Raw genomic sequence first — 25,745 nt, forward strand, 5'->3', positions numbered from 1 at the left:
TATGGCTCTCCGCTATGTGTGGGGCCGAACGGTTTGCGCTGACGCGGTGGCGGCATCGCCGCGCGCCGGCTTGTCGCAACCGTCTCGGTTTGGAGCCGCGATCTTCTTCACCGAAATGTCCGAAATATGACCCGTCGCCGTTGGCTTTCTGCACGGCGAAGAGGCGCGGGAACGAAATCCGCGCCCTTTCCGTCAAAGCGGGTCCGCCGAAGCGGAGCTTGCCTCATTCCCGCAGATAGCGTCCGTTGACCCAGCCGGTGAACTTCTGCTCGAGGCCGGCCTCGATCCGGCACCATCTGGACTGCCCGTGCATGGCGCAGCCGAGATTGCGTACGCGGTCTCCGTTGGCCAGTTCGCCGATCACCGGATTGCCGGTGCCCGGTGCCGAACGCACATTGAGCGTGTCGTTGGCCGGTACGTTGGCCACGCGCCAGAAATCGGGTCCGCCCGACAGCCCGTCCGCGTAGTCGGGATCGGCGCCGCCGCCGATGCCGATCGACAGCGCGTAGTCCGCCTCCTCGTCGCGGCGCGCTGCATTGCGCATCAGATAGACGCGGATGCGGTAGTCGCCGTCCTGCGGAAGCATGCCGGCAAAGCTGTCGCCGCTGCTCGATCCGACATGGATCGCGGTTTCGCTGCCGGCCGGCAGCAGGTTGAAATAGGCCGACGGGTTGGTGGTTTCGAACTCGATCGCCATGTCCTGGCCGGCGCGCGCGCCGAGCAGGTAGTCTACGATCTCGTAACCCCGGATCGTTCCTCCAAGCATGGTACCGGAACTGCCGGCCTCGAACCGTACCCTTTCCTCGCGTATCTCCTGCGCCCCGGCCTTGCCCATGCCAAGGGCGAGCAGGACCGCCAACATGACGATCGAGAAAATCCGCATTTGGACACTCCTTTCCTTCCTGGTCTGGACAAAGCGTGCCCGCCGCAGAACGATCCAGGTGGCTCAGGGCCGTTGCGCTCGACCGGTTTGCCGCAGACGCGTCAGGCCTCGCATTCGGCCGGGTTGACCTCCACGACGCTTTCATAACGCCCGTTGGCGGTGACGACCTGTGCGCAGGTCCGGGTCTCGGCGTTCCACCAATAGGCGGTCAGTCCGCGCGTGCGGGCCAGTTCGTAGCCGCGCAATTGCAGTTGCGTTTCGCCCCCGGCGCCGCGCGCTCCGACCAGGTCGGCGATATCGACCGGTGCCGCCGGCGCGCTCGCCACACCGGGAAGCGGTTCGCCGCCGCTGCCGCCAGTGTCGGTCTGGCATCCGAAAAGCACGGCGAGGGGAACGGCAAGCACAAGGCGTGAATACATGACGAGTTTCCATCTCCTGTCTGCGGCACGCTCGACGGGATCGATCCCCTCGAGGGCCTCGATGATTGAAGATTAACGAAGAAACGCACGACGAAAATCTGAAATTCGTAGGCAATGAATGATCTGAAGTCACCAATGGCGCTGCCGGAGCCCTTCGCATCCGCCCCAGCGTGGCGATATCGCACCGTCCGTGTTCCCGCGCGGCACACCGACACTGACGGTCAAGCGATCCATCGGACGATAAAGGCCGCTAACAGGTTCCGATCCCGCCATTGGTGGCGTCTCGCGTCGCCGCGGTCCGGCGGTTTTGCGTATCCCGGTCGGGTCCGCACGCACCCCGGTCGCCCGCGATATGGGCGATGATGTGGTCGACGATTTCCGTATCGTTATGCATCGTGCTCTGGTCGACGACCATCCAGCCCTGCTGTTCGCCCAGCGCGCGCAGGATTTGCCGGACCTGTTGCTGATAGGCGCAGAACGCCTCTTGCGGGTCGCCGGTGAAACCGTCCCAGCGACCGATTTCGGTTTCCTTGAAGGCGCTGCGCCGCGCCCAGGCCATGTGCGGCTCCAGGTCGAGCAGCACCACGAGGTCCGGCTCGGCGGCTTCGGTGAAGAAGCCGCGCAACGCTGCGATCTCGATTCCGCTGCGCAGATGCGCCTTGGCGATCACCCGGAAATAGGAACCGTCCATGACGTGCAGCGTGTCGCTGTCGCGAGTCGCCTGTCGCCGGAAATACTGCCCGGCGGCCGCGAACCAGGCGGCGAGCAGATGGAGGTAGAACCGCGTTCCCAGAAGGTCCTGGCGGGGTTCGCCGCTACTTGGCCACAGCGCCTCCTTGAGCAGCGCCAGCCTGCCGTCGGCGAAGCGGTCGCCGAACGAAAGGTCTTTTTTGTCGACATAGACGGCCCGCCGGCCGCTCGCGGTTAGGGCGCGCGCGAGCTTGCGGCTGATATGGGTTTTGCCCGCCCCGTCGATGCCTTCTATCGCGATCAGCATGAAGCCTCCCCTGAACGTCCCGCCATCGCGCTGGTCACGGTGCGCAAACCGTTCACTCGGCCGCGATCTTGGTCTCGGACTGCTGGACGGCTGCGGCGGGCTCGTCGCCGGCAATGGCCGCGCACACGGCCGCCGCCGCGTAGCCGCCGCTGACCAGAGCCGGGATCAGGCCGCGAAACCGTCCGACGGCGTCGCCGCAAAACCAGATGTTTTCGGCCGGGCCCTTCAGGTTCAGATCGTTGAGCGGGAATGCGCCGACGCCTTCGATGGCGGGAAACAGGCACACGGTCTCGGGCGAATAGAGGTCGGGATACTGGTCGACCAGAAGTCGCAGGCTCCCGCTCAGGATCGCATGCAACTCCTCGGGCAGCATCGCCGCGATATCGCCGCGGCGGAACTCCGCGCGCGGATGCCACGGTCGCCCGTCGAGCGCGGGCGTGCCTGCCGCGCCTCCGTCCAGAAACGCCGGCAACGGCTGCCACAGCGCGCTTTCGCTTTGTGCCAGCGCCTGCTGGTACTGCCGCCACAGCCGTCGGCCCTTGTCGACGGTCTCGCCGCAAAACCGCGCCAGAAGTCCGAAATTGGAATAGCCCGAGGGCGGGCCGTCGGAGCGGCCCGACAGCGCCGAAGGCCCGTTATAGGGGATGAGCCAGACCTCGCCGTTGCGGCAGGTGCAGAAGGTTCTGACCTCGGTGTCGAGCGCGTTGATGATGTATTTGACGTCCGGTCGGTCGACCGCGTTCAGGAAGCCGACATGGTTGGGATGCTCGATGCGGATGCCGAATTCGTATCTGAGCTCGGCCGTGGGCGCGAGCTCCGGCATCAGGTCGTCGATCGCCTGCGGTCCGAACCGGCCGGTGGCGACGACGACATGGCTGAAGTCGTCCTCGCGGGCCGAGCCGCCTTCCCGCCGGCTCCGCACCGTATATCCCGCGCCGTTGCGGCGTACGCGTTCGACCGACGTGCCGGTCTCGATCCAGGCCCTGTAGTCGCGGCTCAGCGCGGCAATCAATTCCGCCCGTTGTTCGAGCGTGCCGTAGCTCGACGGATAGTCCTTGGTGGTGATCGGGTCCCCGGTCCACACGAAGTCGCCGCCGGCGGGCTTCTGTGTGACCGGAACCTTGATGCCGACGCCGTCGAGCAGGGCGCAGATCCGGTCGTAGGCCGTCCACAGCCGGTCCTTGTCGCGCAGCCGATAGAGATGGGAGCCGGACGGGTGGAAGCTGAACTTGCCGTCGGAGAACAGGCCGGCTCCGCCGATGCCGCATCCCAGCTCGCTCGCTTTGTCGTGATGCCGCTCCTCCAGCGCCCGGCCGGCCTCGAACAGGCGAAACTCGATCCCGCTCGCGGCCAGGCAAAACGCTGCGGCCAGTCCCGCCGGTCCGCCGCCGATGATAGCAATACGCGCCATGTCCAACTCCTGCGATGAATTCGCTGCACCGGCCGATCCGTCCGGCCGGGTCGATGGTCTTTGTGCCCCGTGGAAAAGTGTGAGCGCCGCGGCGCGGGTCGGCAGTGTCCGGTCAGGCGAGGGCGAAATCGTTCACCACCACGCGCGACAGCAGCTTGGGGATGAGGTCGCCATAATCGCCCGGGTCGGGAATGCCTTTCTGGTTCGGCATCAAAAGCGCGATGACGTGTTCGGGGACCGGCGTGGCATAGAGCCGTCTTTGCTGCTCGAAGACGTAAAACAGCGCCGAGGAGAAGCCGTATTTGCGGGCCAGAAGCAACAGTTCGGCCCAGTCGATCGCGTCCTGGTGGCGGCGCACCAGCGCATCGATGTCGCCCAGCATATAGGGCTTGACCGTGCCGTGCTGGAAGGCCTCGAAATAGGCCCGCGCGGCGCTGAACCACAAGGCGGTCGTCGGCCCTTGGCACCAGATTGACTGTCCGAGCACGGTGTCCGGCCCCGCGCCGCGCCACACGTCTTCCTCCTCGATCCCGTTCGCCAGGCCGAAATGAATGTCGACGAAGACCGGCATCAGCACCGTGCCGTCGCCCTGGACGAAGGATTTTATCTGCCGTTGCCGCCATTCCCTGGGCATGAGCCTGGCGTCGAAGCCGGGCTGCAGCGCCTCCACCTTGGTCACCGAGTGCAGGGCGTATTTGTGCTCGAGCGTGTTTTTGGTGATCCGACGGAACATGTGGGTGAAGTGTCCGTTGGCGGGGTCGAACACGCCGTGCTTGAAGCCGAGCCCGTAAAGCGCCTTCTGGACGCGCCACACGTCCTTCGGCCGCACCATGATGTCGAGATCCTGCATCGGCCGCAAAAACGGGTCCGGAAAAACGGTCGCCGCCATCAGCGCGCCCTTGAAGATATAGTGCTCGATGCCGTTGTTCTGGAACGTGTTGAGGATCTGCGCCAGCATCCGGAACTGCACCACCGTGCGCAGCTCGGAGAGCTTCGACCACCCCGCCATATAGGCCGCGACCCAGTCGGGCACGGTGCGCCACAGGCCCAGCCGATCGAGGTGAAACCGGCACAGCGGGATCGTCTGGTAGGTTTCGGCCCGCCACAGCACGTAGGCCCAGTCGATCTCCTTGCGGACAAGGCTTGCGAGCCGTTCGTCGCCGGCATCGTCGAGCCGCGGACGGCAGGTCAAAAGCAGAAAGGTTTCCTCACGAGAAAGATGGATCATCGTCCCGCTCCCGCGCTAGGTTTTTTGCGGCGGCTTTTTCGACTTGCCGTCATCGTCGGCGGAGGCGGCCTGGGGCGCGGCTGCACCGTAATGCTGCAGAAGCTGCCTGTACTGATCGAGCTGCTGGTCGAACTCGGCGAAGTCGCGGTCGAAGCCCTGGCCGAAGATTTCCTCCAGATTGGCCTCGCCCGATGCGGCGCCCTCGGCGTCCTGCGCGGTCAGATGAACGGCGTTGGAGGCGAGCGCGCTGAACGGGAACAGGGCCGGCACGTCGGTGTCGCGCCCGTTTTTGCGCCCCATATTCGCGCCGATATCCTGCAGGATCGGAACGGCGAGCTTGCCCGACAGGGTGATTACAAAGGTGCCGTCATTCTCCTCGACGGTGTACCCGAACAACAGACCGTCGCCCATTCTTGCCTCCCATGGTTGTGTGCGTCAGTGCGCTACGGAGCGCCTCCGTGGTCGGACGCGCCCCGTGGTCTGCGGTGTCGTGCGCGTGCGGCGAGCACCTTCATGCGCGCGCGCGCTGAATGGAAAAGGACCTGCGGCGCAGCGCGTTGCCGCGTTTCCAAAGCCGGACCTCCGCCTTCGACAGGGCAAGCGCCCTGCGGCCCATTGCCATCATCGCCCAGTATTTCTTCCGGTTGCCGCGAGAGCGGTGGCGTTTGGCGAGCGTGAAGCAGTTGCGGGCCATCTTCAGGTGGCGGCCGGCCGGGGAGGCCCAGAACCGGTTGGAGCGTCGTCGGACAGCCGGCTTGGCACGGGCTGCCTGCAAAAACGGATTTCGCGAATAGGCCATGCTTTCTCCTCCTTCCTGAACAGTCTTAAGATAAAACAACCATAGGTAGAGGTCAACATAAATACACTTTAAAGGTAGTGAGAGGGGGACGCGACGGCCGGGCGTGCGGAGGCGGCCGCACCGCCCGCGTCGTGCGTCCGGTTGGTGCTGTGCGCGCGGTGTCGCGGCGTCGGGGCGTCGAGGCTCGCGCCCAGACGGCTCCGTAGGTCTCTCGATAAGGATCAGGCCGTGCCGGTGGCGCCGCGGCTTGCGGTCGGGCGCGCGAAACGCCTCACGCCTGCGGCAAGCTGTGCGGGGCGCGGCTCAGCCGGTTGTTGCCGTCGGCCATCTTGGCCAAAAGCGCGGTCAGTTGCGCGCGCTCCGACGGCGAGAGCGGCTCGACCATGCGCTCCTGCGCCTGGCGGGCCAGCGGCATCGCCTTGGCCAGCAGGGCGCGGCCGGCCTCGGTGATCGCGACGATCTTGGCGCGGCGGTCCTTGCGCGAGGGCGTGCGCGTGACGAGATCGCGTTGCGCCAGCTTGCCGAGAACGACCACGATCGTCGTGCGGTCGAGGGCGGCGACGCGGCCGAGACTGGCCTGGTCCATCGCGCCGAACCGCTCTAGCGCCGCCAGCAGGCCGAATTGCAGCGGCGTCAGGTCGACGGCGCGGCAGTCCTCCAGAAACACCGCGACCCCGATCTGGTGGCACCGCCGCAACAGATGCCCCGGCATGTCGAGGAAATTGTCCTCTTGGCCGTGTGCGGCGGCGGTAGGGTCGTTCATGCCTCGGGCTCGCCGATAAGGGTGGTGATGCTGCCGAGACCGTCGATCGCGACCGTGCATCGGTCGCCAGGCACCAGCGCGCCGACGCCCGCCGGCGTGCCGGTATAGATCAGGTCGCCCGGCGCGAGATGCATCGACTGCGACAGGATTGAGATGATCTCGGGCACCGACCAGATCAGTTCCGACAGATCGGCGTCCTGGCGCGTCACCCCGTTGACGCTGAGCCGGATCGAGCCCGCGTCGGGATGTCCGCATGCCGGGACCGTGTGGATCGGCCCGCAGACCGCGGACCGGTCGAAGGCCTTGCCCCAGTCCCAGGGCCGGCCTTGCTCGCGCGCCTCGAACTGCAGGTCGCGGCGGGTCAGGTCGTTGCCGATCGCATAGCCGTAGACATGGTCGAGCGCGGCGGCCTCGGCGATCTTGAAGCCGGCGCGGCCGATCGCGACCACCAGTTCGGCCTCGTGGTGCAGGTTCTTGGTCAGCGGCGGATAGGCGACGGTCGCGCCGTCCTCCACGATCGCGTCGGCGGGCTTGGTGAAGAAGAACGGCGCCTCGCGGTCGGGATCCTTGCCCATTTCGCGGGCATGCGCGGCGTAGTTGCGGCCGACGCAGAAGATGCGGCGCACCGGAAAGCGCGCGGTCTCGCCTGCAACGGCGAGGCTTGGCCGAGCCGGCGGGGAAAAAACGTAGTCGGTCATGATGGGCGCTCTCAGTGGTTGCCGCGGTCTTCGCGCCACAGGCCCAGCTTGTCCTGGGCGGCGCGATCGGAATAGGAAAACAGCACCGCGTCGGTCGCGGGCTCGTGGACGATGCGTTTCCACGACGGGGCGACGAAAATGTCCTTCGGACCCCATTCGAACACTTTTCCGTCGATGGTCGTGCGGCCCGATCCCTCCACCGCCACGAACACCGTGGCGTCCGTCGAGCGATAGGTGGCCGTGGCGAAGCCTGCCGGCAAAAGCTGCAGGAACGTAGCGATGGTCGGCATCGCGTAGCCGCCGTCGACCGGGTTGACGTAGCGCAGCTTGAGCCCGTGGCACGGGTCCCACTCCTCCTGGGCGCGCATCTGCTCCAGGGCCGCGCGCGAGCGCTCGTAGGGATAGTTGAAGATCGGCGAGGTCTTTTTGCGGGGCTCGAAGTCGACCGGCAGGAGATTGGCGCCGAAACGGGCGAGCGAATCGCCGGTCCTGCGCGAGATCGGCTGCTCGTCGTCGGGATAGCCTTCCGCGAACGAGGCGTCGAAGAACGAGATCATCGGGATGTCGAGCCCGTCGAGCCAGATCATCGGCTCGTCGGTGCGGTTGCCGTGGTCGTGCCAGGCGCCGGGCGGGGTGATGACGAAATCGCCGTAACGCATGATCGTGCGTTCGCCGTCGACCGCGGTATGGGCGCCGTCGCCGTCGAGCACGAAGCGCAGCGCGGATTGCGAATGCCGGTGCGCGGGGGCGACTTCGCCCGGCATGACGAGTTGCAGGCCGGCATAGAGCGATGTCGTGATCCGGCTCTGGCCGCGCAGGCCGGGATTTTCCAGGATCAGCACCCGCCGTTCCGCCTCCTTGGCGGTGATCAACCCGCCGGCCTCCAGAAGATAGGCCTTCGCCTCCTCGTAGTTCCAGCAATGGGCCACGCAGCCGCTTGTCGGCTCCGGCGTGATGATCGACGACATCACCGCCCAAAGCGGGGTCAGGCTCTTCTTGTCGATCTTGTCGTAAAAGGCCTTGCGTTGCGGCGTCTCGGCCGGCTTCTCGGTCAGCGACATGCGGTCTCCTCCTTGCGGCTCTCGTCTCTCAGGCCCGCGCGAGCCCGGTCCCGCCATAGAGCCATTCGAGGCGGTCGTAATACTGTTCGGGCGACAGAGAGGTCATCACCTGGTTGCGCACCAGCGCCTTGGCGCCGGCCGGATGGTAGATGTACTCGCCGATCAGGCGCGAATCGATCTGCACATGGGCCGTGCGCGGCACCCGGTTGTGCTGGTAGGCGGCAAGGGCTGTCTCGACGTCGCCCGCGTGCGCGTCGAGCATGTGCGCGAGGCACACCGCGTCCTCCATCGCCATCGCCGCGCCCTGGGCGAAATATTGCAGCATCGGATGGGCGGCGTCGCCCAGCAGGGCCACCCGGCCGTCGACCCAGCGCTCGGCCGGTTCGCGGTCGCACAGCACCCACAATTTCCAGTTCGTGCCGTGCTCGATGATTTGTTGCGCGCGCGGGTGGATATGCTCGAAACCGCGCATGACTTCTTCCACCGGCACCGGCTTGCCGGTCACGGCCTCCTCGACGTCGTTGTGGTAGGTCACGACCAGGTTGAACATCTTCCAGCCCTGCAGCGGGTAGTGGACGATGTGGCATTTCGGGCCGGCCCATAGCGTGGCCGCGTTCCAGCGCAGATCCGCCGGCATGCGCTCGACCGGGATGACGGATCGGTAGGTGGTGTGGCCCGACACGATCGGGTCGCCGTCGGCCAGCATCTGGGCGCGGATCGGCGAGCGCAGCCCGTCGGCGCCAATCAGCGCGCTGCCGTCGAGTGGCTCCCGGCCGGCGCAAAATACCCGTACCGCCGCGCCGTCCTGGTCGTAGCGTTCGACCCGGTGCGAGGTGCGGATGTCGACCAGCCCTGTGTTTCGGGCAGCCTCCACCAGCGCCATGTGCAAGTCGGCGCGATGCACCACCGCATAGGGGTTGCCGAAACGCTCGCGAAACGGCTGATCGAGCGGAATATGCACGATCTCGTCGCCGGTCAGCCCGTCCATCAGGCGCAATTTGTCGATGAAGACGGCTTCCGCGCGAGCCTGGTCGCCGACGCCAAGCGCGTCGAAACAGTGGAACGCGTTCGGCGCGAGCTGGATGCCGGCGCCGATCTCGCCGATTTTCGAGGCCTGCTCCACAACGATGGAGGCGCGGCCGCTGCGGGCGAGACCGAGCGCGGTGGCGATGCCGCCAATGCCGCCGCCGGCGATGATAACCGGTCGCATGGCTGTTCCTTCCCGATAATAATCAGTATTATGAGCATAATACTGAATAGTGCAAGCGCGATTGTCGCGGCAAAGCCGGATCGCCGTTTCGGCCTGGCTTCAACCGAACCTTAATCCCCGGCATCTAATATGACCGCGGTCGTCCCGTATGGCTTGCGCTGGGTTGCGCGTATCGGCCTGGCGGATCGGCCGGATCGGATTGACGGATGATACAGCATCACACCGACACCACGCGAAGCTTGGTTGCAGCCGACGTTCCGGTTGTCGCGCGGCTGTTCCAGAAGATCCTGCGCAAGACCCGCGAGCCCGCCACGCCGGCGCTCGAGACCTATCTCGCCAGCGTCTTTCTGGACGGTCCCGACCGCGATCCGGAGATCAATTCCTTCGTCCATTTGCGTCGCGACGGCTGCGTCAACGGTTTTGTCGGTGTCCTGCCGCTGCCCTTGCTGGTCGGCGACAGGCCGGTTCGCGGCGCGTTGTGCGGCACGCTGATGGTCGAAGACCACGCCGACGATCCCTTTGCCGGCGCGCGGCTGATGCGCGCCTTTCTCGGCGGTCCGCAGGACGTTTCGCTGACCGAGACCGCCAACGACATCTCCACCACCATGTGGCGCAAGCTCAGGGCCACCGTTCTGCCCGACCACAGCCTGGAATGGCTGCGCGTGATCCGCCCGGCCGGCTTCGCCGCCGAGATGGCCGCGCGCGCGGTCGGCCTTGGCGGCGTGCTGCGCCCGCTCGCGCGTCCCGTCGACGCGCTGGTCCGGCGCAGGGGCGACGGCCCGTCCTGGACCCATCTGCCGGTCGGGTTGCCCGCCGGCACGCTGGCCAGCGCCGAGGTCGACGATGGCGAGGCCGCGGCTTTGTTTGTCGAATTGACCGGGGGCTACGAAGTGCGGCCAAACTGGCGCGCGCAAAGCCTCGCCCGGATGTTGGCCGAATCCCGCCGCAAGGCGGTCTACGGCGCCATGGTGCGCCGCAAGGTCGTGGCCCGCAACGGCCGCCCGGTCGGCCTGTTTCTCTATTACGGCGACCCGGGGCGTGTCGGGCGGGTGGTGCAGGTCCTGCACGCGCCCGGCCAGGCCGGCATTGTCCTCGACAGCATGCTCGCCCATGCCGGCGAAACCGGCCTTGTCGCGTTGCGCGGCCGCACCATGCCCGCACTTCTGGAGGCGATGCTTGGCCGGCGTTTCATGTTCGTTCACGCCTCCTCCTCCATCGTGCACGCGCGCGACAAGAGCCTGATCGAGCCGTTTGTCGCCGGCAGGGCTTTTTTCAACGGGTTTGCCGGCGAATCCTGGTCGCGCTTGATCGGAGACCGCTTTGACTGAGTTCGCTCCCAAGACGGCAGGCTGTCCATGTGCGGCATAGCGGGGTATTGCGGCGACGGCGTCGCGCCGCAGGACGGCGCGGCGCTGTTGTGGCGCATGGGCCGCGAGCTCGCCCATCGCGGCCCGGACGGACAGGGCAGCCATGTCGGCCGCGGCATCGGCCTCGGCCATCGCCGTCTTGCCGTCATCGACCTTTCCGACGACGCCGCCCAGCCGATGGCCAGCGCCTGCGGTGCGATCCGCATCGCCTATAATGGCGAGGTCTTCAATTACCTCGAACTGCGCGACGAGCTCGTCGCGCGCGGCCGGCGTTTTCGCACCGAGAGCGACACCGAAGTGGTGCTGCAGCTCTACGAGGAGTTCGGCCCCGACTTCGTCGCCAGGCTCAACGGCGATTTCGCGCTGGCGATCTGGGACGGGCGCAACCGGCGCCTGCTCCTGGCGCGCGACCGCATGGGCGTGCGCCCGCTTTTTTACCACTGGCTGCGCGGCACGCTCTATTTCGCCTCCGAGATCAAGGCCCTGATGCAGGTGCCGGGTTTTTCGGCCGAGATCGATCCGCTGGCGCTCGACCAGATCTTCACCCTGTGGACGCCGCTTGCGCCGCGCACCGCTTTCAAGAATGTCAACGAACTGCCGCCGGCTCACATGATGATCGTCGAGGGTGGCCGCGCCGTCACCCGGCCCTATTGGGCGTTCGATTTTCCGACGCCGGGCGACCGCGCCTCGCCGCGCGCCGAGGACGATGTCGCCGAGGAATTGCGCGCGCTGCTCGAGGACGCCACCCGCATCCGCATGCGCGCCGATGTCGAGGTCGGATCGTTTTTGTCCGGCGGCCTCGATTCCTCGCTGATCTCCGCCATTGCCGCCCGTCAGGCGCCGGGCCGGCTGCGCACCTTTTCGCTCGCTTTCGACGATCCCGCCTTCGACGAAAGCCGCCATCAGGAAACGATGGCGGCCGCGCTCGGCACGCGCCACGATGTCCTGACCTGCCGGGCCGGCGACATCGCGGCCGCCTTTCCCGCCGTCGTGCGCCAGATGGAGCGGCCGGTCCTGCGCACCGCGCCCGCCCCGCTCTATCTGTTGTCGCAGCGTCTGCGCGGCGAGGGGCTCAAGGTGGTGTTGTCGGGCGAGGGCGCCGACGAGATTTTCGCCGGCTACGACGTGTTCAGGGAGGCGCGGATTCGCCGCTTCTGCGCGCGCCAGCCCGGCTCTAAGCTGCGGCCGCATCTGTTCCGCAGGATCTATCCCTATATCGCCTCGCTGCAGCAGCAGACGCCGGAATATCTCGCCGCGTTTTTCGGCGCCGGCGCCGATCTGCCCGACGATCCGCTGTTTTCCCACCGGCCGCGCTTCCGCGCCACCGCCGGGGCGAAGCTGTTTTTCTCGCGCGAGCTCAAGGCCGAACTCGCCGGCTACGACGCGGCCGAGGAATTGGCGGCCTCGCTGCCGGCTGAGTTTTCCCGCTGGCACCCGCTCCACCAGGCCCAGTATCTGGAGACGCGTTTTCTCCTGCCCGGCTACATCCTGTCGGCCCAGGGCGACCGCATGGTCATGGCGCACGGGGTGGAATCGCGCTTTCCCTTCCTCGACCACCGCCTGGTCGAGTTCGCCGCGCGCATCCCGCCCGATATGAAACTGCGCGGCCTGCGCGAAAAGCACATTTTGCGCCGGGCCGGCGCCGACCTGTTGCCGGCCGAGATCAGCGACCGCCCCAAACAGCCCTATCGCGCGCCGGAGAGCGTGTCGTTCGCCGGCCGGGACGGCGCTTATGTCGAGGCGCTGATGGCGACGCCACGCATCGCCGAGGACGGGCTTTTTAATCCCCAGGCGACCCGGAAACTGCTCGACAAGCATGGCCGCGGCGCGGTCGCCGGCTTCCGCGATAGCGCCGCCTTCGTCGGCATTCTTTCCACCCAGCTCTGGCTGCGGGAATTCGCCGGCACCGCGACCCGCAAGCAATCCGCGCAGGCCGTGTGACGGCGCTCAAACAACGAAAGGCTCATCCGATGTCAGAACCTGTCCACCAGCACATCCGCGAGTTCATCGTCGAGAACTTCCTGTTCGGCGACGACGACTACGAGCTCGACAACGGCGTCTCGCTGATCGAAACCGATCTGGTCGATTCCACCGGCATCCTGGAACTGGTCTCCTTTCTCGAGGAGCGCTTTGAGATCGCGGTCGCCGATGCCGACATCGTGCCGGCCAATCTCGATTCCATCGACCGCATCGCCGCCTTCGTCGCCCGCAAGCGCGGCGAAGGTCAAAGGCTGGCCGGCTAGCGCGGCGCAACCATGCCGGTGATCGCCCGCGTCGAGCAGTTTCTGCGCCGCAGCGCCGCCGCCGGCGCCGATAAGGTCGCGATCGTCGACGCCGACACGCGGCTGAGCTACGCCGAACTCGACGCCGGCGCCGACCGGCTCGCCGCCGGGCTTGCCGCGCGCGGCGTCAAAAGCGGCGACCGCGTCGTCGTGTTGATGGACAATATCTGGGAAGCCGCGCTGTCGATCTTCGCCGTGCTCAGGGCCGGCGCCGTCTTCTGCCCGGTCAATCCCTCGACATCGGCCGACATGCTCGCCCACATCCTTGGCGACTGCACGCCGCGCGTCGTGCTCACCCAGGCCAAATATGCGCGCGCCGCCGCCGCGGCCGCCGCCGGCCTCGCCGCGCCGCCTTTGATCGTCGCCGCCCGCGCCGTCGCGGCGCTGCCGCAAGGCGTTGCCGGCTTCGAGAGCCTGCTGGAAGAGACGCACGCCGAACGCGTGGCGGAGGGCGATGCGTCCGACCTGGCGATGATCATCTACACCTCCGGCTCGACCGGCCGGCCCAAGGGCGTGATGATCGCCCACACCGCCATGATCGCGGTCTCCGGCTCGATCGCCACCTATCTCGACAACGGCCCGGCCGATGTCGTGCTCGCCGTGCTGCCGCTCTCCTTCACCTACGGGCTTTACCAGCTGATCGTCGCCGCCCGGGTCGGCGCGACCCTGGTCTTGGAGAAGAGCTTCGCCTTTCCCCACGACGTGCTCGCGCGTGCTCGCGCCGAGGGCGTCACCGGCCTTCCTCTGGTGCCGACCATGGCGGCGATGATTCTCGGCCTGTCGGAGCTTAAGCCCGGCGCGCTGCCGGCGCTGCGCTACATCACCAACGCCGCCGCCGCCCTGCCGCCGGCCCATGTCGCCGGCCTCGGGCGCCTGTTTCCGGGCGTGCGCATTTATTCCATGTACGGCCTGACCGAATGCGCCCGCGCCAGTTTCCTGCCGCCCGAGGAACTCGAGCGCCGGCCCGATTCGGTCGGCAAGGCGATCCCCGGCACCGAGGTCGCCATTCTCGACGAGACCGGTCGCCCGGTGCCGACGGGAGCGGTCGGCGAACTGGTGGTGCGCGGCCCGCATCTGATGCGCGGTTACTGGCGTGACGAGGAAGCCACCGCCCTGGCGCTGCGGCCCGCCCCGGCTCCCGGCGCGCGCCAGCTTCACACCGGCGACCTGTTTCGCGCCGACGCCGACGGTTTCCTCTATTTCGTCGGCCGCACGGACGATATCGTCAAGATCCGCGGCGAAAAGGTCGCGCCGAAACGGGTGGAAACCGTGCTGCATGCCTGTGCGGGCGTGCGTGAGGCGCTCGTTTTCGGCGTGCCCGATCCTGTGCTCGGCCACGTCCTGCACGCCGCCGTCGTGCGCGCCGATCCGAATCTCGACGACCGCGCCATCCTGCGCCACTGCGCGCGCAACCTGCCCGATTTGATGGTGCCCAGGAAGATCGAGTTCCGTCAGGCCCTGCCGAAAACCGCGAGCGGCAAGGTGGTGCGGCGGCTCGTACTCGAAACAGGAACAGACCGATGAACCAGCATTCCGTCCCCGTCTTCTCGCCCGACGCGCTCGCCATCGACCCCGAGGCCGAGATCGAGCGCATTGTCGCCGCGCTGCGCGCCCAGCTGCGCGGGACGCTGCGCAAGCGCGGCCTGGTGCTCGGCCTGTCCGGCGGCATCGATTCCAGCGTCTGCGCCGGGCTCGCCGCCAGGGCCGTCGGGCCCGACAGGGTTCACTGCCTGTTGATGCCCGAGGACGATTCCGATCCCGAAAGCCTGCGGCTCGGCCGGCTGGTGGCCGAGCGGTTCGCCCTGTCGGCCGAGGTGGAAAATATCGGCCCCGCGCTCGCGGCGATGGGCTGTTACGACAGGCGGGACGGCTTCATCCGCCAGGTCGTGCCCGCCTACGGGCCGGGCTGGAGCTCGAAGATCGTCTTCGCCAACGCGCTCACCACCGCCGGGTACAACATGTCGTCGCTGGTGGTCCGCGATCCCGAAGGCCGGGTGGAAAAACACCGCCTGCCGGCCGAGGCCTATCTCGGCATCGTCGCGGCGACCAACATGAAGCAGCGCACGCGCAAGCAGTTCGAATATTATCACGCCGACCGGCTCAACTACGCCGTTATCGGCACCCCGAACCGGCTCGAATACGATCAGGGCTTTTTCGTCAAGAACGGCGACGGCGCCGCCGACGTCAAGCCGATCGCCCACCTCTACAAGTCGCAGGTCTACCGGCTGGCCGAGCATCTCGGCGTGCCGCCGGAAGTGTGCAGCCGCCCGCCCACCACCGACACCTATTCCATGGCCCAGACGCAGGAGGAGTTCTATTTCGCGCTGCCCTACGACAAGATGGATCTGTGCCTTTACGCCCTCGACAACAACGTGCCCGCCGCCGCCGTCGCCGGCGCGGTCGCCCTGAGCGAGGACGAGGTCGCCATGGTCTGGAAGGACATTGCCGCAAAGCGCAAAGTGGCCCGCTATCTCCATCTCGGCCCCCAGCTTGCCGCGCCGCTCGACTGACGCCACACTGGGCCGCGAAGGGGTCGGCCGCCGCCGCGCCCCGACCGTTTAGCCGGGTCGGCGGACAGGGCCGCGATCCGGTCGAAAGGACGCCAGCGCATGACCGATCTGCCATCGACCGAGACGCTCATTCTGGAACGGGACGGGGGCTGGCTGACGGTCTGGCTCAACCGGCCCGCGGCGCGCAATGCGCTGTCGGCGGCAATGGCCGACGAGCTTGCCGCCACCGTTGCCGCGCTCGCCGGCGATCCTTCGATCCGCGGCGTCACCTTTCGCGGCAAGGGCGACATGTTCTGCGCCGGCGGCGACCTCAAGGATTTCGGCACGCTGTTGCGTGATGACGCCCCGCGCGCCGACATCGTCGAGTTCAGCCGGCGCGCCGGCGCCTTGTTTCACGCCGTCGACACCTTGCCGCAGGTTACCGTCATGCTCGTTCACGGCGCGGCCATGGCCGGCGGGCTCGGTCTCGTCTGCGCCGGCGACATCGTGATTGCCGCAGCCGACGCCCGATTCGCGCTCACCGAGACCATGCTCGGCATTCCCCCGGCGCAGATCGCGCCCTTCGTCGTCCAGCGCGCCGGCAGGGCGGCCGCGCGCCGGATCATGCTGACGGGCGCCCGCTTCGACGGCGGCGAGGCGCTCAGGCTCGGCATCGCCGACCAGCTTGCCGACGACGTCGCCGGCCTCGAGGCGGCCGAGGCCGCGGTGCGCGCGGCCGTGCATCGCTGCGCGCCGGGCGCCAACGCCGTCACCAAGAACATCGTGCTTGCCGCCGGGCGCCTGGATGGCGCGGCGCTGCGCGATCTCGCCGCCGACGGGTTTGCCGAGTGCCTGCTCGGCGAGGAAGGCCGCGAGGGCGTGGCCGCCTTCCTGGAAAAGCGCAAGCCGCGCTGGGCGGTTTGAGGTGGCAGTCGATACCATGACGGCACGGACGGTACGGATCGGCGGCGCCGCGGCGGCCTGGGGCGACACGCTGCTGGGCGCGCGCCAGCTCGTCGAAAAGGGCGATGTCGACTATCTCGTCGGCGATTATCTGGCCGAGGTCACCATGGCGCTGCTGGCGCGCGCCAGGGCGAAATCGCCCGACGGCGGTTTCGTGCCCGACTGGCTGGCCTCGGTCGAACCGATCCTGCCGGAAATCCACAAAAAGCGCATCCGGCTCGTCACCGACAGCGGCGGCATGAACCCGGCCGCCTGCCGCGACGCCTTCGTGGCCGCCGCCGACGCGGCGGGGCTTGCCTTCAAGGTCGCGGTCGTCACCGGCGACGATCTGACCGCGCAGGCGGGCGCGATCGCCGCCGCCCGCCCGCCGGAGATGTTTTCCGCCGCGCCGCCGCCGGCGGCCTTCGCCTCCGTCAACGCCTATCTCGGCGCGACCGCGATCGCCGCGGCACTGGACGCCGGCGCCGATGTCGTCATCACCGGCCGCGTCGTCGATTCGGCCATGACGCTCGGTCCGCTGATGCACGAGTTCGGCTGGCGTCACGACGACTACCACCGCCTCGCCGCCGGCAGCCTCGCCGGCCATGTCATCGAATGCGGCTGCCAGGCGACCGGCGGCCTGTTCACCGACTGGCAGGAGATTGCCGACGGCTGGCACGACATGGGCTTCCCGATCGTCGACTGCGCCGCCGACGGCAGTTTCGTCGTCACCAAGCCGCCGGGCACCGGCGGCAAGGTCTCGCGCGGCACGGTCGCAGAGCAGATCGTCTACGAGATCGGCGACCCGCGCGCCTATCGCCTGCCCGACGTGACCTGCGATTTCTCCGAGGTGGTCCTGGACGAAATCGGCCCGGACCGCGTGCGGGTCAGCGGCGCGCGGGGCCGCGCCCCGGGGCCGGACTACAAGGTCTGCGGCACCCACCTCGACGGGTTTCGGCTGGTGACGACCTACATGATCGCTGGCTTTCAGGCCGGCGCCAAGGGCCGGCGCACCGCCGAGGCGCTGATCGAGCGCACCGCGCGCATCATGCGCGCCAAGGGCTTTGCGCCCTATCGCGAGGTCTCCATCGAGGTGATCGGCGCCGAGGACACGTATGGCGCGGGCCGGCGCGCCTTCGAGGCGCGCGAGGTGGTGGTCAAGATCGGGCTCAAGCACGACGACGCCAGGGCGCTGGAGGTGTTCGCGCGCGAATTCGCCCATCCGGGCGTCGCCATGGCGCAGGGCCTGACCGGCGTCATGCACGGCCGGCCGAAACCGGTGCCGGTGCTGCGCGTCCACTCCTTCCTGTGGCCGAAGCGCGACGTACCGGTTGCGATCGATCTCGACGGCGACACCCGCCCCGCCGCCATTGCCGATACGAGGGCCGCCGCCGACCCGCCGCCGCACGCCGCCCCGCCGGCGCCCGTTGCCGCCGGCGCGACGACGCTGGTGCCGTTGCGCGCGCTCGCCTGGGGGCGCAGCGGCGACAAGGGCAATCACGCCAATATCGGCATCGTCGCCCGCCGGCCCGAATTCTATCCCTGGCTGTGCCACCAGATCACCGCCGCGCGCATCGCCGGTTTTTTCGCGCATTATCTGGAGGGCGAGGTACGGCGCTACCTGCTGCCAGGCTTTAACGCGCTCAACTTCCTGCTCGAGGACGTGCTCGGCGGCGGCGGCACCGCCTCGCTGCGCTACGATCCGCAGGCCAAGACCTATGCCCAGATGGCGCTCGACCTGACCGTCGAAATCCCCCGGGCCTGGCTCGACCCCGACGGCCCGCTCGCCGGCTGGCGGCCGGAGGGGGATGAGTGAGGTCAGCAAGTGTGCGGCCTTGCGAGGCAAAGGCACCAACTCTGGTTCGCCGCATCGGCAGCGGGGCAGACGAGACTTACTGAGAGCGGCGATGGCGGCTCTGGTCGTCGTGACGGTTGTGCTCAACGACGTCGTACCTGCCTTTGTCGCCTGGGGGAACGCCACGTTCCAGTCATGCGCATTAGGAAAGTCGAACATGACAATGTTCCCGCCCTGCAATTGTTGCAGCGGGCTCAATCATTGAGTTTCGCAGACGTGGGCACGGTACTGGCAGCGGAACGTTCACTGATTGACTCTGTTACGCAATGCGGAATTTTCCACTTCCCAATGCGCTGCAAAATGTCCATATCAATCTGGTGAAGGGGTCGAAGAAATCCTTGGGAGGTCCCACATCGGTGGGCCGCGTCTCTTTCGCCGTGAGAAGTGGAACTCTCACAAAAAAAGGCACCCTGCGAAGGGTGCCTTTTTCGTTGAGGCAGGGCTTGCTTAATCAAAAGCTGACGCTTTCTTAGGAAACGGTGTAACCCACGCTGTGTCCTGCTCTTTCGGAGCGAACTCCCTAAGCCGATACACCTCGTTATCGAATACTACGATATCATCCTTCTTCAATCGGCTAAGAAGTGACGACACACTAGCCCTGTCTAACGTGATACCTCGCTTATTGGCGAGATCCACCGCTGTTTGCGCATTCAAACCACGCGTACCTACGTCGCGAAGCAGGTCAAGCACTACACCTTTCGTGGCGACCCGTTTTCTGGATTTGTGGGACGTACTGCCTGCGTCGTCATCAATGAGCGAGATCGCAAGCTCCAAGCCAGAGATTTGATTTTCGAGCGCCTCTTTCTGCTTGATCAAGGCATCGCGCTCTTGAAGAAGCCTGCTTTTCATTTCCTTTTTTCCTACGGCCATTGTTGCCTCCTGAAAGGGCCAAACATGGTGCCGCCGACAGGATTCGAACCTGCACACCTTGGGAGGTAAGGAGTTGGAAGCTCCCCGCGTCTGCCATTTCGCCACGGCGGCACGCTGGCATAAAAAGCGACTCGCGTTGCGGCGTCAAGGCCGATTGATTGATAATTCACAATCAATGGATTGACTGTCTTTGCTTGTTGCGCTGCCGGCCCCTCAGCGTGTTCCCCTTCGCATCCTTCAGGCTCCGCACGTGCCTTTCCTCGCGTATCCTTTCCGCGGAGTCCGGCAATTTCGCAGGTGATATCTCGGCTTTATAGCGGGCCTGTAGCGATGTGTTTTTCGCCATAAGCCGCATTGGACGGCTCACCATTGCGCCAAGCAAGCGAATAGATCTCTTCGCCGGCGCGGCCGTCACCGCGCGCGCTTCAGCCTCCCGGTCGCCGCCGTTTCCCAGCCGGTCAGCGCGTCTTTGCCCGGTCTTCGGCGAACAGGTGGCAGCGCACCGCCGCGTCGCCCACCAGATGCGCCGGCGGCGTGTCGGTCGAGCAGTGCTCCATCACGAACGGGCAGCGCGGATGGAAATGGCAGCCCGGCGGCGGGTTGACCGGATTGGGAATCTCGCCGGCGATCGCCAGCCTTTCCTTGCCCTCCATCTCGATGTCGGGCACCGCGTCGAGCAGCATTTTCGTATAGGGGTGTTTCGGCGCCGCGAACAACTCGCGCGCCGGCGCCTCCTCCACCAGCCGGCCGAGATAGAGCACCCCGACCCGCGTCGCCACGTGCCGCACCACGGCCAGGTTGTGGCTGATGAACAGATAGGTCAGGCCGAGCCGCTCCTGCAGGTCGCGCAACAGATTGAGCACCTGCGCCTGCACCGACACGTCCAGCGCCGAGGTCGGCTCGTCGCAGACGATGAATTGCGGGTCGGAGGCGAGCGCGCGCGCGATCGCGATGCGCTGGCGCTGGCCGCCGGAAAACTCGTGCGGGAATTTCTGGCCGTCGCGCGCGTCGAGCCCGACCAGCGACAGCAGTTCGCCGACGCGCGCGGCGCGGTCCTTTGGGTCGGCGATCAGCCCGAACGCCTTGATCGGCTCCTCGATGATCGCCTGCACGCGCCAGCGCGGATTGAGGCTGGCGAACGGGTCCTGGAAGATCATCTGGATCTTGCGGCGCATGCGCCGCATCGCATCCGCGCCCTTTTCGCCCCACACGTCGGTGCCGTCGATCGACACCCGCCCGGCCGAGGGCGGCAGCAGCCCGACCGCCATCTTGGCGATCGTCGACTTGCCGGAGCCGGATTCGCCGACCAGCGCGTAGGTCTCGCCGCGATTGATCGAAAAATCGACCCCGTCGACCGCCGTCAGCGTCACCCGCCCGCCGCCTTCGATCATGCGGTTGAGCCAGGGTTTGGAAAGATCGAACACGCGCCGCAGGCCGCCGACCTCCACCAGCGGCACGGCGTCTTGGTCCGGCGCGGCCGGGCGCGCAGGGCTTGTGTGCGCGGCCGTCATGATGTCGCCTCCGGCGTTTCGTCCGCCGCCGCGATGCCGCGCGCGGCGGCCGCGCGCGCCACCGGCTCGGGCGGGCGGCGCGCGGGGTCGGGATCGTGCAGGAAACAGGCCGCGTCGCTGGCGCCGGCGGAGTAGGGGTGCGGGCGTTCCGCCCGGCAGCGCGCGAAGGCGTGGTCGCAGCGCGGGTTGAAGGCGCAGCCGTCGGGGATGGCGCCCAGCCGCGGCATCGCGCCCGGAATCTGCGCCAGTTCCTCGTCCGGGTCGCCGGCCAGCGAGGGGATCGCCGACATCAGCCCGTGCGTATAAGGGTGCTGCGGATGTTTGACGACCGCGCGCACCGGCCCGATCTCGGCGAGCCGGCCCGCATAGAGCACGCACACCCGGTCGGCGGTTTCCGCGATCACCCCCATGTCGTGCGTGATCAGCATCACCGAGGCGCCGCGCTCCGAGCACAGCCGTTTCAACAGTGCGATGATCTGGGCCTGCACCGACACGTCGAGCGCCGTGGTCGGTTCGTCGGCGATCACCAGTTCGGGGTCGGCGCACAGCGCCAGCGCGATCACCACACGCTGGCGCATGCCGCCGGAAAACTGGTGCGGATAGGCCGAAAGCCGGGCGCCGGCGGCCGGGATGCCGACCTCCTCGAGCAGTTTCTGCGCCTTGTCGCGCGCCGCGCGCTGCGACAGACGCTCGTGGGTGAGAATGGTTTCGGTGAGCTGGTCGCCGATCCGGTAAAGCGGGTTGAGGCTGGTCAGCGGGTCCTGGAAGATCATGCCGATGCGTCGGCCGCGTATGCGCCGCATCTGGTCCGGCCCCAGATCGTCGATGCGCTCGCCGCCGAGCCGGATCTCGCCGGCCGCCACCCGCCCCGGCGGCTCCAGAAGGCCGATAATCGCCGAGCCGGTGATCGACTTGCCGGCGCCCGATTCGCCCACCACCCCCAGCACCTCGCCCGGCGCGATGTCGAACGACAGATCGTCGATCGCCCTCAATACGCCGGCGCGCGTGGGGATCTCGACCCGGAGATTGCGGACGGAAAGCGTTGCTGTCATCTGAGCTTCGGATTGAGTGCGTCGCGCAGCCAGTCGCCGAGCAGGTTGACGGCGAGCGCGAGGATTGCCAGCGTGATGCCGGGAAAGATGGTAATCCACCATTCCCCGGAGAACAAGAAATCGTTGCCGATCCGGATCAGCGTGCCCAGCGACGGCTCGGTCGGCGGCACGCCGACACCCAGAAACGACAGCGTCGCCTCGGTGATGATGGCCAGCGCCAGATTGATCGTCGCGATCACCAGCACCGGGCCCAGCACGTTGGGCAGCACGTGCTTGAACATGATCGTCCACGGCCTCAGTCCGATCAGCCGCGCGGCCAGCACATATTCCTTGTTGGCCTCCACCAGCACCGAGCCGCGCACCGTGCGCGCATACTGCACCCAGAACGAAAGCCCGATCGACAGCACCAGCACCACCAGCACCACCTGGTCGTAGGATTGCGGCCCGGCCATCGCCCGCGCCACGCCGTTGATCAGAAGCGCGATCAGGATGGCGGGAAAGGTGAGCTGCACGTCGGCGATGCGCATGATGACGGAATCGACCGCCCCGCCAATATAGCCGGCCACCAGGCCGAGCGTGACGCCGATCACCATCGCGAACAAGACGCTGGCGAACCCCACCGCCAGCGAGATGCGCATGCCGTAGAGGATGGTCGACAGGATGTCGCGGCCCTGGTCGTCGGTGCCGAGCAGGAAGCGGGCGTCGCCGCCCTCCATCCAGGCCGGCGGATAGAACGAATCCAGGATCGAGATCGTGGCCGGGTCGAACGGGTTGTGCGGCGCCACCAGCGGCGCGAACGCCGCCGACAGGATCATCACCAGCGTGACGGCGGCCGACACCACCGTCACCGGCGAGCGGACGAAGGAGTACCACAGATCCGATTCCAGCGCCCGGCGCAGCCGTCCCTTCGCCGGGGGCGCACCGTCGCCGCCGCGCGCCGCCACCGCGCCGTTTGTGGTCTCGCCGGCGACATGGGGCATCGGCTATCTCCTGGCTTCGCCGAGGCGAATGCGCGGGTCGACCGCCACGTAGAGCAGGTCGACGATGAAGTTGATCGCCACGAACAGGAACGCGATCAAAAGCAGGTAGGCGGCCATGATCGGGATATCGACGTTCTGCACCGCCTGCAAAAACAGCAGCCCCATGCCCGGCCACTGGAACACGGTTTCGGTGATGATGGCGAAGGCGATGATCGAGCCGAGCTGCAGCCCGGTGATGGTGATCACCGGCACCAGCGTGTTCTTCAGCGCATGGCCGAAATTGATGGCGCGCCGCGACAGCCCGCGCGCGCGGGCGAATTTGATGTAGTCGGTCCGCAGCACTTCCAGCATCTCGCCGCGCACCAGCCGCATGATCAGCGTCATCTGGAACAGGCCGAGCGTGATCGCCGGCAGGATCAGCGACAACAGCCCCGACTTGGTCAGCAGTCCGGTCGTCCACACCCCGCCGAGATTGACCGTCTCGCCGCGCCCGAACGAAGGCAGCCAGCCGAGATTCACCGAGACCACGAAGATCAGCAGGATGCCGATCAGAAAGGTCGGCAGCGACACGCCGATCAGGCTGATCGCCAGGAAGCCGCGCGCCAGGAGCGTGTTGCGATAGAGCCCCGTATAGACGCCCATCGGCACGCCGACGGCGAGCGCGAACAGCGCCGACACGAAGGACAGTTCCAGCGTCGCCGGCAGGCGCGAGGCGATCAGCGCGGCGACCGGCTGCTTGAACTGGTAGGAAATGCCGAAATCGATCTGCACCGCCTTCACGATGAAGCGGGAAAACTGGATCATCACCGGATCGTTGAGCCCGAGCGCCTGGCGCAGCGCCTCGCGCTCGGCCGGCGAGGTGTCGACCCCGACGAGCTGGTTCACCGGGTCGCCGACGAAGCGGAACATCAAGAAGGAGATCAGCGCGACGACAAGCATGACGCCGAGCGCCTGCATGAACCGCCTGATGGCGAATGCGATCATCGATTGTGCCCCTGAAGTCCATGCCTCCCCCGCGCGCCGGGCGCGCGGGGGTCAGATGGCGGTTTGGACGTTCAGTTCACCGTGGCCCAGTAGAACAGGACCTGGTTGTCCGGACGCTGGACGATGTCGATGTTCTTGCGCTTGCCCCACACCAGCGACTGCTGGTGCAAGGGGATGTGCGAGACCTCGTTGGTCATGATCGTGTAGGCTTCCTTGATCAGCGCATCGCGCTTTTCAGGATCGATCTCGCCGACGATCTTGGCCGCCAGAGCGTCGACCTCCTCGCTGCAATAGCCGCCGAGATTGAACGGCCCGCCCTTGCCGGTCTCGTCGCGGCAGCCGACCAGATTGGTGATCACGTTCCACGAATCGAACGAACCGGGCGTCCAGCCGAGCAGGTAGAAGTCGGTGTCGTAGCCGCCGGGCGCCAGCACCTTGGCGAAATACTGCGCCTTGGGCTGGGCGTTGAGGTTCACCGTCACGCCGATCCGCGCCAGCATCGACACCACCGCCTGGCAGATCGCCTCGTCATTGACGTAGCGGTCGTTCGGGCAGTCCATGCCGACCGAAAACCCGTCCGGATAGCCCGCATCGGCCAGAAGCTGCTTGGCCGCGTCCGGGTCGTGGGGCAGCCGCTCGAACTCGCCCGAGCCGCTGAACAGCTCGTTGGCGATCAAAAGCGGCACCGGCGTCGACAGGCCGCGCATCACGCGTTCCTTGATCGCCTCCATGTCGATGGCCTGATAGATCGCCTTGCGCACATTGACGTCGCGGAACGGGTTCTTGCCCTTGACGTCGGATGTCGGCAGCTCGTCGCGGAACTGGTTGAAGCCGAGATGGATCACGCGCAGTTCCGGGCCGGTCAGCGCCTCGGTGTTCGGGTCGCTGTTGACGCGCGGAATGTCCTGCACGGGAACCGGATCGACCAGGTCGACGTCGCCCGCCAGAAGCGCGGCGACGCGGGTGCCGTCGGCGGCGATCGGCGTGAACACCACCTCGGTCAGATTGTGTTCGGGCTCGCCCCACCAGCCCTCGTTGGGCTTGAAGATCGTCTTCACGCCCGGCTCGTGGCTGTCGATCACGAACGGGCCGGTGCCGTTGGCCTTGAACGCCGCCGGTCCGGGATTGGTGTCGCGCGCCGAGACCGGCGAGACCGCGCCTTCCGCCTCGGCCCATTCCTTGTCGAAAATATACCAGGTGTCCCACTCGTAATGCAGGATCGGGTTGGGCGAGGTGAGCTTCACCTCCACCGTATGGTCGTCGATCTTGGTCCACTGCGAATCGGCGGGGATGCGGGTCTTCAGGTCCGATGTTTCGGCGCGCACGCGATCGGCCGAGAAGATGACGTCGTCGGCGGTGAAATCGTTGCCGTTGGCGAATTTCACGCCCTTGCGCAGATTGAAGCGCCAGGTCAGCGGGTCGACGACCTCCCAGCTCTCCGCCAGGCCCGGAATGATCTTGAGATCCTTGTCGCGCTTGGTCAGGCCCTCATAGACATTGCCCAGCATGCCGAGCGTGAAGGTCTCGTTGAGCGAATAGGGGTCGAGTGCGTTCAGCGTGCCCTGAAAGGCGAACCGCAGGGTTTCGGCGTGGGCGGTCGAGCCCAGAAGCAGTCCCGCGCCAGCGGCGGCCAGGGCCACCTTGCGGCTTCGCGCGCGCAGACTACGAAGCGATTGTCCGATGCTCATGATTGTCTTCTCCCATTGGCGAGCATTGATGGTTTTTTGATTATCAGAAGAAATGCTCTTGGCCGGCACTATTCAGAAAACCCGCACGACGCGCAAGCCATGTTCTTTCCGGACCCGGCAAGGTTGTGCCGAAAACGCGCGAAATTGGCCCGAAACGGGCGTATTTTGCGCGAAAAACTGCCGTAGCCTATCGAAAATCATGCGAAATCACGCTCGAATTCGCATCGTTCGATCCCGATCGTCGCAGCCGTTGCGC

General features: G+C 66.8%; 25 protein-coding genes and 2 tRNA genes. 7 read left to right on the forward strand and 20 right to left on the reverse strand.

Annotated elements, in window-relative coordinates; genetic code table 11:
- Positions 1-223 precede the first annotated feature (223 nt).
- The 11 genes from EP380_RS00420 to EP380_RS00470 form a co-directional block, all read right to left on the reverse strand.
- On the reverse strand, positions 224-883 hold the full coding sequence (locus tag EP380_RS00420) for an SH3 domain-containing protein (protein WP_127595401.1): 660 nt from the start codon (positions 881-883) through the stop codon (positions 224-226).
- Between the two features lie 101 nt (positions 884-984).
- On the reverse strand, positions 985-1,302 hold the full coding sequence (locus EP380_RS00425) for a hypothetical protein (protein WP_127595404.1): 318 nt from the start codon (positions 1,300-1,302) through the stop codon (positions 985-987).
- 250 nt (positions 1,303-1,552) lie between these two features.
- Positions 1,553-2,299, reverse strand: a complete 747-nt coding sequence (locus EP380_RS00430) for a nucleoside/nucleotide kinase family protein (protein ID WP_127595407.1) — start codon at positions 2,297-2,299, stop codon at positions 1,553-1,555.
- Between the two features lie 52 nt (positions 2,300-2,351).
- Complete coding sequence (locus EP380_RS00435; protein ID WP_127595411.1) at positions 2,352-3,710, reverse strand: hypothetical protein; 1,359 nt, start codon at positions 3,708-3,710, stop codon at positions 2,352-2,354.
- 112 nt (positions 3,711-3,822) lie between these two features.
- On the reverse strand, positions 3,823-4,938 hold the full coding sequence (locus tag EP380_RS00440; RefSeq protein ID WP_127595414.1) for a nucleotidyltransferase family protein: 1,116 nt from the start codon (positions 4,936-4,938) through the stop codon (positions 3,823-3,825).
- A 15-nt stretch (positions 4,939-4,953) separates the two neighbouring features.
- Complete coding sequence (locus EP380_RS00445; protein WP_106572786.1) at positions 4,954-5,349, reverse strand: hypothetical protein; 396 nt, start codon at positions 5,347-5,349, stop codon at positions 4,954-4,956.
- A gap of 100 nt (positions 5,350-5,449) precedes the next feature.
- Positions 5,450-5,737: a hypothetical protein gene (locus EP380_RS00450; protein ID WP_106572787.1), complete on the reverse strand. Its 288-nt coding sequence runs from the start codon at positions 5,735-5,737 to the stop codon at positions 5,450-5,452.
- 271 nt (positions 5,738-6,008) lie between these two features.
- Complete coding sequence (locus EP380_RS00455; RefSeq protein ID WP_127595417.1) at positions 6,009-6,500, reverse strand: MarR family winged helix-turn-helix transcriptional regulator; 492 nt, start codon at positions 6,498-6,500, stop codon at positions 6,009-6,011.
- The gene (locus tag EP380_RS00460) at positions 6,497-7,198 is read right to left on the reverse strand and encodes a fumarylacetoacetate hydrolase family protein (protein WP_127595420.1); all 702 of its coding nucleotides are present in this window, start codon (positions 7,196-7,198) and stop codon (positions 6,497-6,499) included. Before EP380_RS00460 ends, EP380_RS00455 begins: the two co-directional genes overlap by 4 nt.
- 11 nt (positions 7,199-7,209) lie before the next feature.
- Positions 7,210-8,259, reverse strand: coding sequence for a gentisate 1,2-dioxygenase (gene gtdA / locus EP380_RS00465; RefSeq protein WP_106572790.1), 1,050 nt, complete (start codon positions 8,257-8,259; stop codon positions 7,210-7,212).
- A gap of 28 nt (positions 8,260-8,287) precedes the next feature.
- Positions 8,288-9,469, reverse strand: coding sequence for a 3-hydroxybenzoate 6-monooxygenase (locus EP380_RS00470; protein ID WP_127595423.1), 1,182 nt, complete (start codon positions 9,467-9,469; stop codon positions 8,288-8,290).
- A 206-nt stretch (positions 9,470-9,675) separates the two neighbouring features.
- Between EP380_RS00470 and EP380_RS00475 the strand changes: the two genes are divergently transcribed.
- The 3 genes from EP380_RS00475 to EP380_RS00485 are packed head-to-tail and all read left to right on the forward strand — an operon-like array spanning position 9,676 to position 13,079.
- Entirely contained in the window at positions 9,676-10,797 is a 1,122-nt protein-coding gene (locus EP380_RS00475) for a hypothetical protein (RefSeq protein WP_127595427.1), read from the forward strand.
- A 27-nt stretch (positions 10,798-10,824) separates the two neighbouring features.
- Positions 10,825-12,777, forward strand: coding sequence for an asparagine synthase (glutamine-hydrolyzing) (gene asnB / locus EP380_RS00480; protein WP_127595430.1), 1,953 nt, complete (start codon positions 10,825-10,827; stop codon positions 12,775-12,777).
- 29 nt (positions 12,778-12,806) lie between these two features.
- Positions 12,807-13,079, forward strand: coding sequence for an acyl carrier protein (locus EP380_RS00485; protein WP_106572794.1), 273 nt, complete (start codon positions 12,807-12,809; stop codon positions 13,077-13,079).
- A 107-nt stretch (positions 13,080-13,186) separates the two neighbouring features.
- On the opposite strand, the gene EP380_RS23440 is transcribed toward EP380_RS00485, so the two are convergent.
- On the reverse strand, positions 13,187-13,597 hold the full coding sequence (locus tag EP380_RS23440; protein ID WP_164749710.1) for a hypothetical protein: 411 nt from the start codon (positions 13,595-13,597) through the stop codon (positions 13,187-13,189).
- A gap of 278 nt (positions 13,598-13,875) precedes the next feature.
- A tRNA-Leu gene (locus EP380_RS23445) sits at positions 13,876-13,943 on the reverse strand.
- A gap of 60 nt (positions 13,944-14,003) precedes the next feature.
- Here EP380_RS23445 and EP380_RS23450 point away from each other — a divergent pair.
- The 4 genes from EP380_RS23450 (at position 14,004) to EP380_RS00505 (ending at position 18,365) form a co-directional block, all read left to right on the forward strand.
- The gene (locus tag EP380_RS23450; protein WP_164749711.1) at positions 14,004-14,642 is read left to right on the forward strand and encodes a class I adenylate-forming enzyme family protein; all 639 of its coding nucleotides are present in this window, start codon (positions 14,004-14,006) and stop codon (positions 14,640-14,642) included.
- A complete protein-coding gene (gene nadE, locus EP380_RS00495) occupies positions 14,639-15,628 on the forward strand; it encodes an NAD(+) synthase (protein ID WP_127595437.1) in 990 nt (329 codons plus the stop codon). Before EP380_RS23450 ends, nadE begins: the two co-directional genes overlap by 4 nt.
- A gap of 99 nt (positions 15,629-15,727) precedes the next feature.
- Positions 15,728-16,531: an enoyl-CoA hydratase/isomerase family protein gene (locus EP380_RS00500; protein ID WP_127595440.1), complete on the forward strand. Its 804-nt coding sequence runs from the start codon at positions 15,728-15,730 to the stop codon at positions 16,529-16,531.
- 1 nt (position 16,532) lies between these two features.
- The gene (locus EP380_RS00505) at positions 16,533-18,365 is read left to right on the forward strand and encodes an acyclic terpene utilization AtuA family protein (protein WP_238719648.1); all 1,833 of its coding nucleotides are present in this window, start codon (positions 16,533-16,535) and stop codon (positions 18,363-18,365) included.
- Positions 18,366-18,851: 486 nt separating this feature from the next.
- On the opposite strand, the gene EP380_RS00510 is transcribed toward EP380_RS00505, so the two are convergent.
- From EP380_RS00510 to EP380_RS00540, 7 genes are all read right to left on the reverse strand, one after another.
- On the reverse strand, positions 18,852-19,274 hold the full coding sequence (locus EP380_RS00510) for a hypothetical protein (protein ID WP_127595445.1): 423 nt from the start codon (positions 19,272-19,274) through the stop codon (positions 18,852-18,854).
- Between the two features lie 25 nt (positions 19,275-19,299).
- Positions 19,300-19,385, reverse strand: a tRNA-Gly gene (locus tag EP380_RS00515).
- A gap of 347 nt (positions 19,386-19,732) precedes the next feature.
- On the reverse strand, positions 19,733-20,785 hold the full coding sequence (locus tag EP380_RS00520; protein WP_127595448.1) for an ABC transporter ATP-binding protein: 1,053 nt from the start codon (positions 20,783-20,785) through the stop codon (positions 19,733-19,735).
- Entirely contained in the window at positions 20,782-21,837 is a 1,056-nt protein-coding gene (locus EP380_RS00525; RefSeq protein ID WP_106572802.1) for an ABC transporter ATP-binding protein, read from the reverse strand. Before EP380_RS00525 ends, EP380_RS00520 begins: the two co-directional genes overlap by 4 nt.
- A complete protein-coding gene (locus tag EP380_RS00530) occupies positions 21,834-22,817 on the reverse strand; it encodes an ABC transporter permease (RefSeq protein ID WP_106572803.1) in 984 nt (327 codons plus the stop codon). The genes EP380_RS00525 and EP380_RS00530 overlap by 4 nt, the downstream gene beginning before the upstream one ends.
- 3 nt (positions 22,818-22,820) lie before the next feature.
- Entirely contained in the window at positions 22,821-23,801 is a 981-nt protein-coding gene (locus EP380_RS00535) for an ABC transporter permease (RefSeq protein ID WP_106572804.1), read from the reverse strand.
- 71 nt (positions 23,802-23,872) lie between these two features.
- Complete coding sequence (locus EP380_RS00540; RefSeq protein WP_127595451.1) at positions 23,873-25,489, reverse strand: ABC transporter substrate-binding protein; 1,617 nt, start codon at positions 25,487-25,489, stop codon at positions 23,873-23,875.
- Positions 25,490-25,745 lie beyond the last annotated feature (256 nt).

This window comes from Nitratireductor alexandrii (assembly GCF_004000215.1).
Classification (GTDB): domain Bacteria; phylum Pseudomonadota; class Alphaproteobacteria; order Rhizobiales; family Rhizobiaceae; genus Mangrovimarina; species Mangrovimarina alexandrii.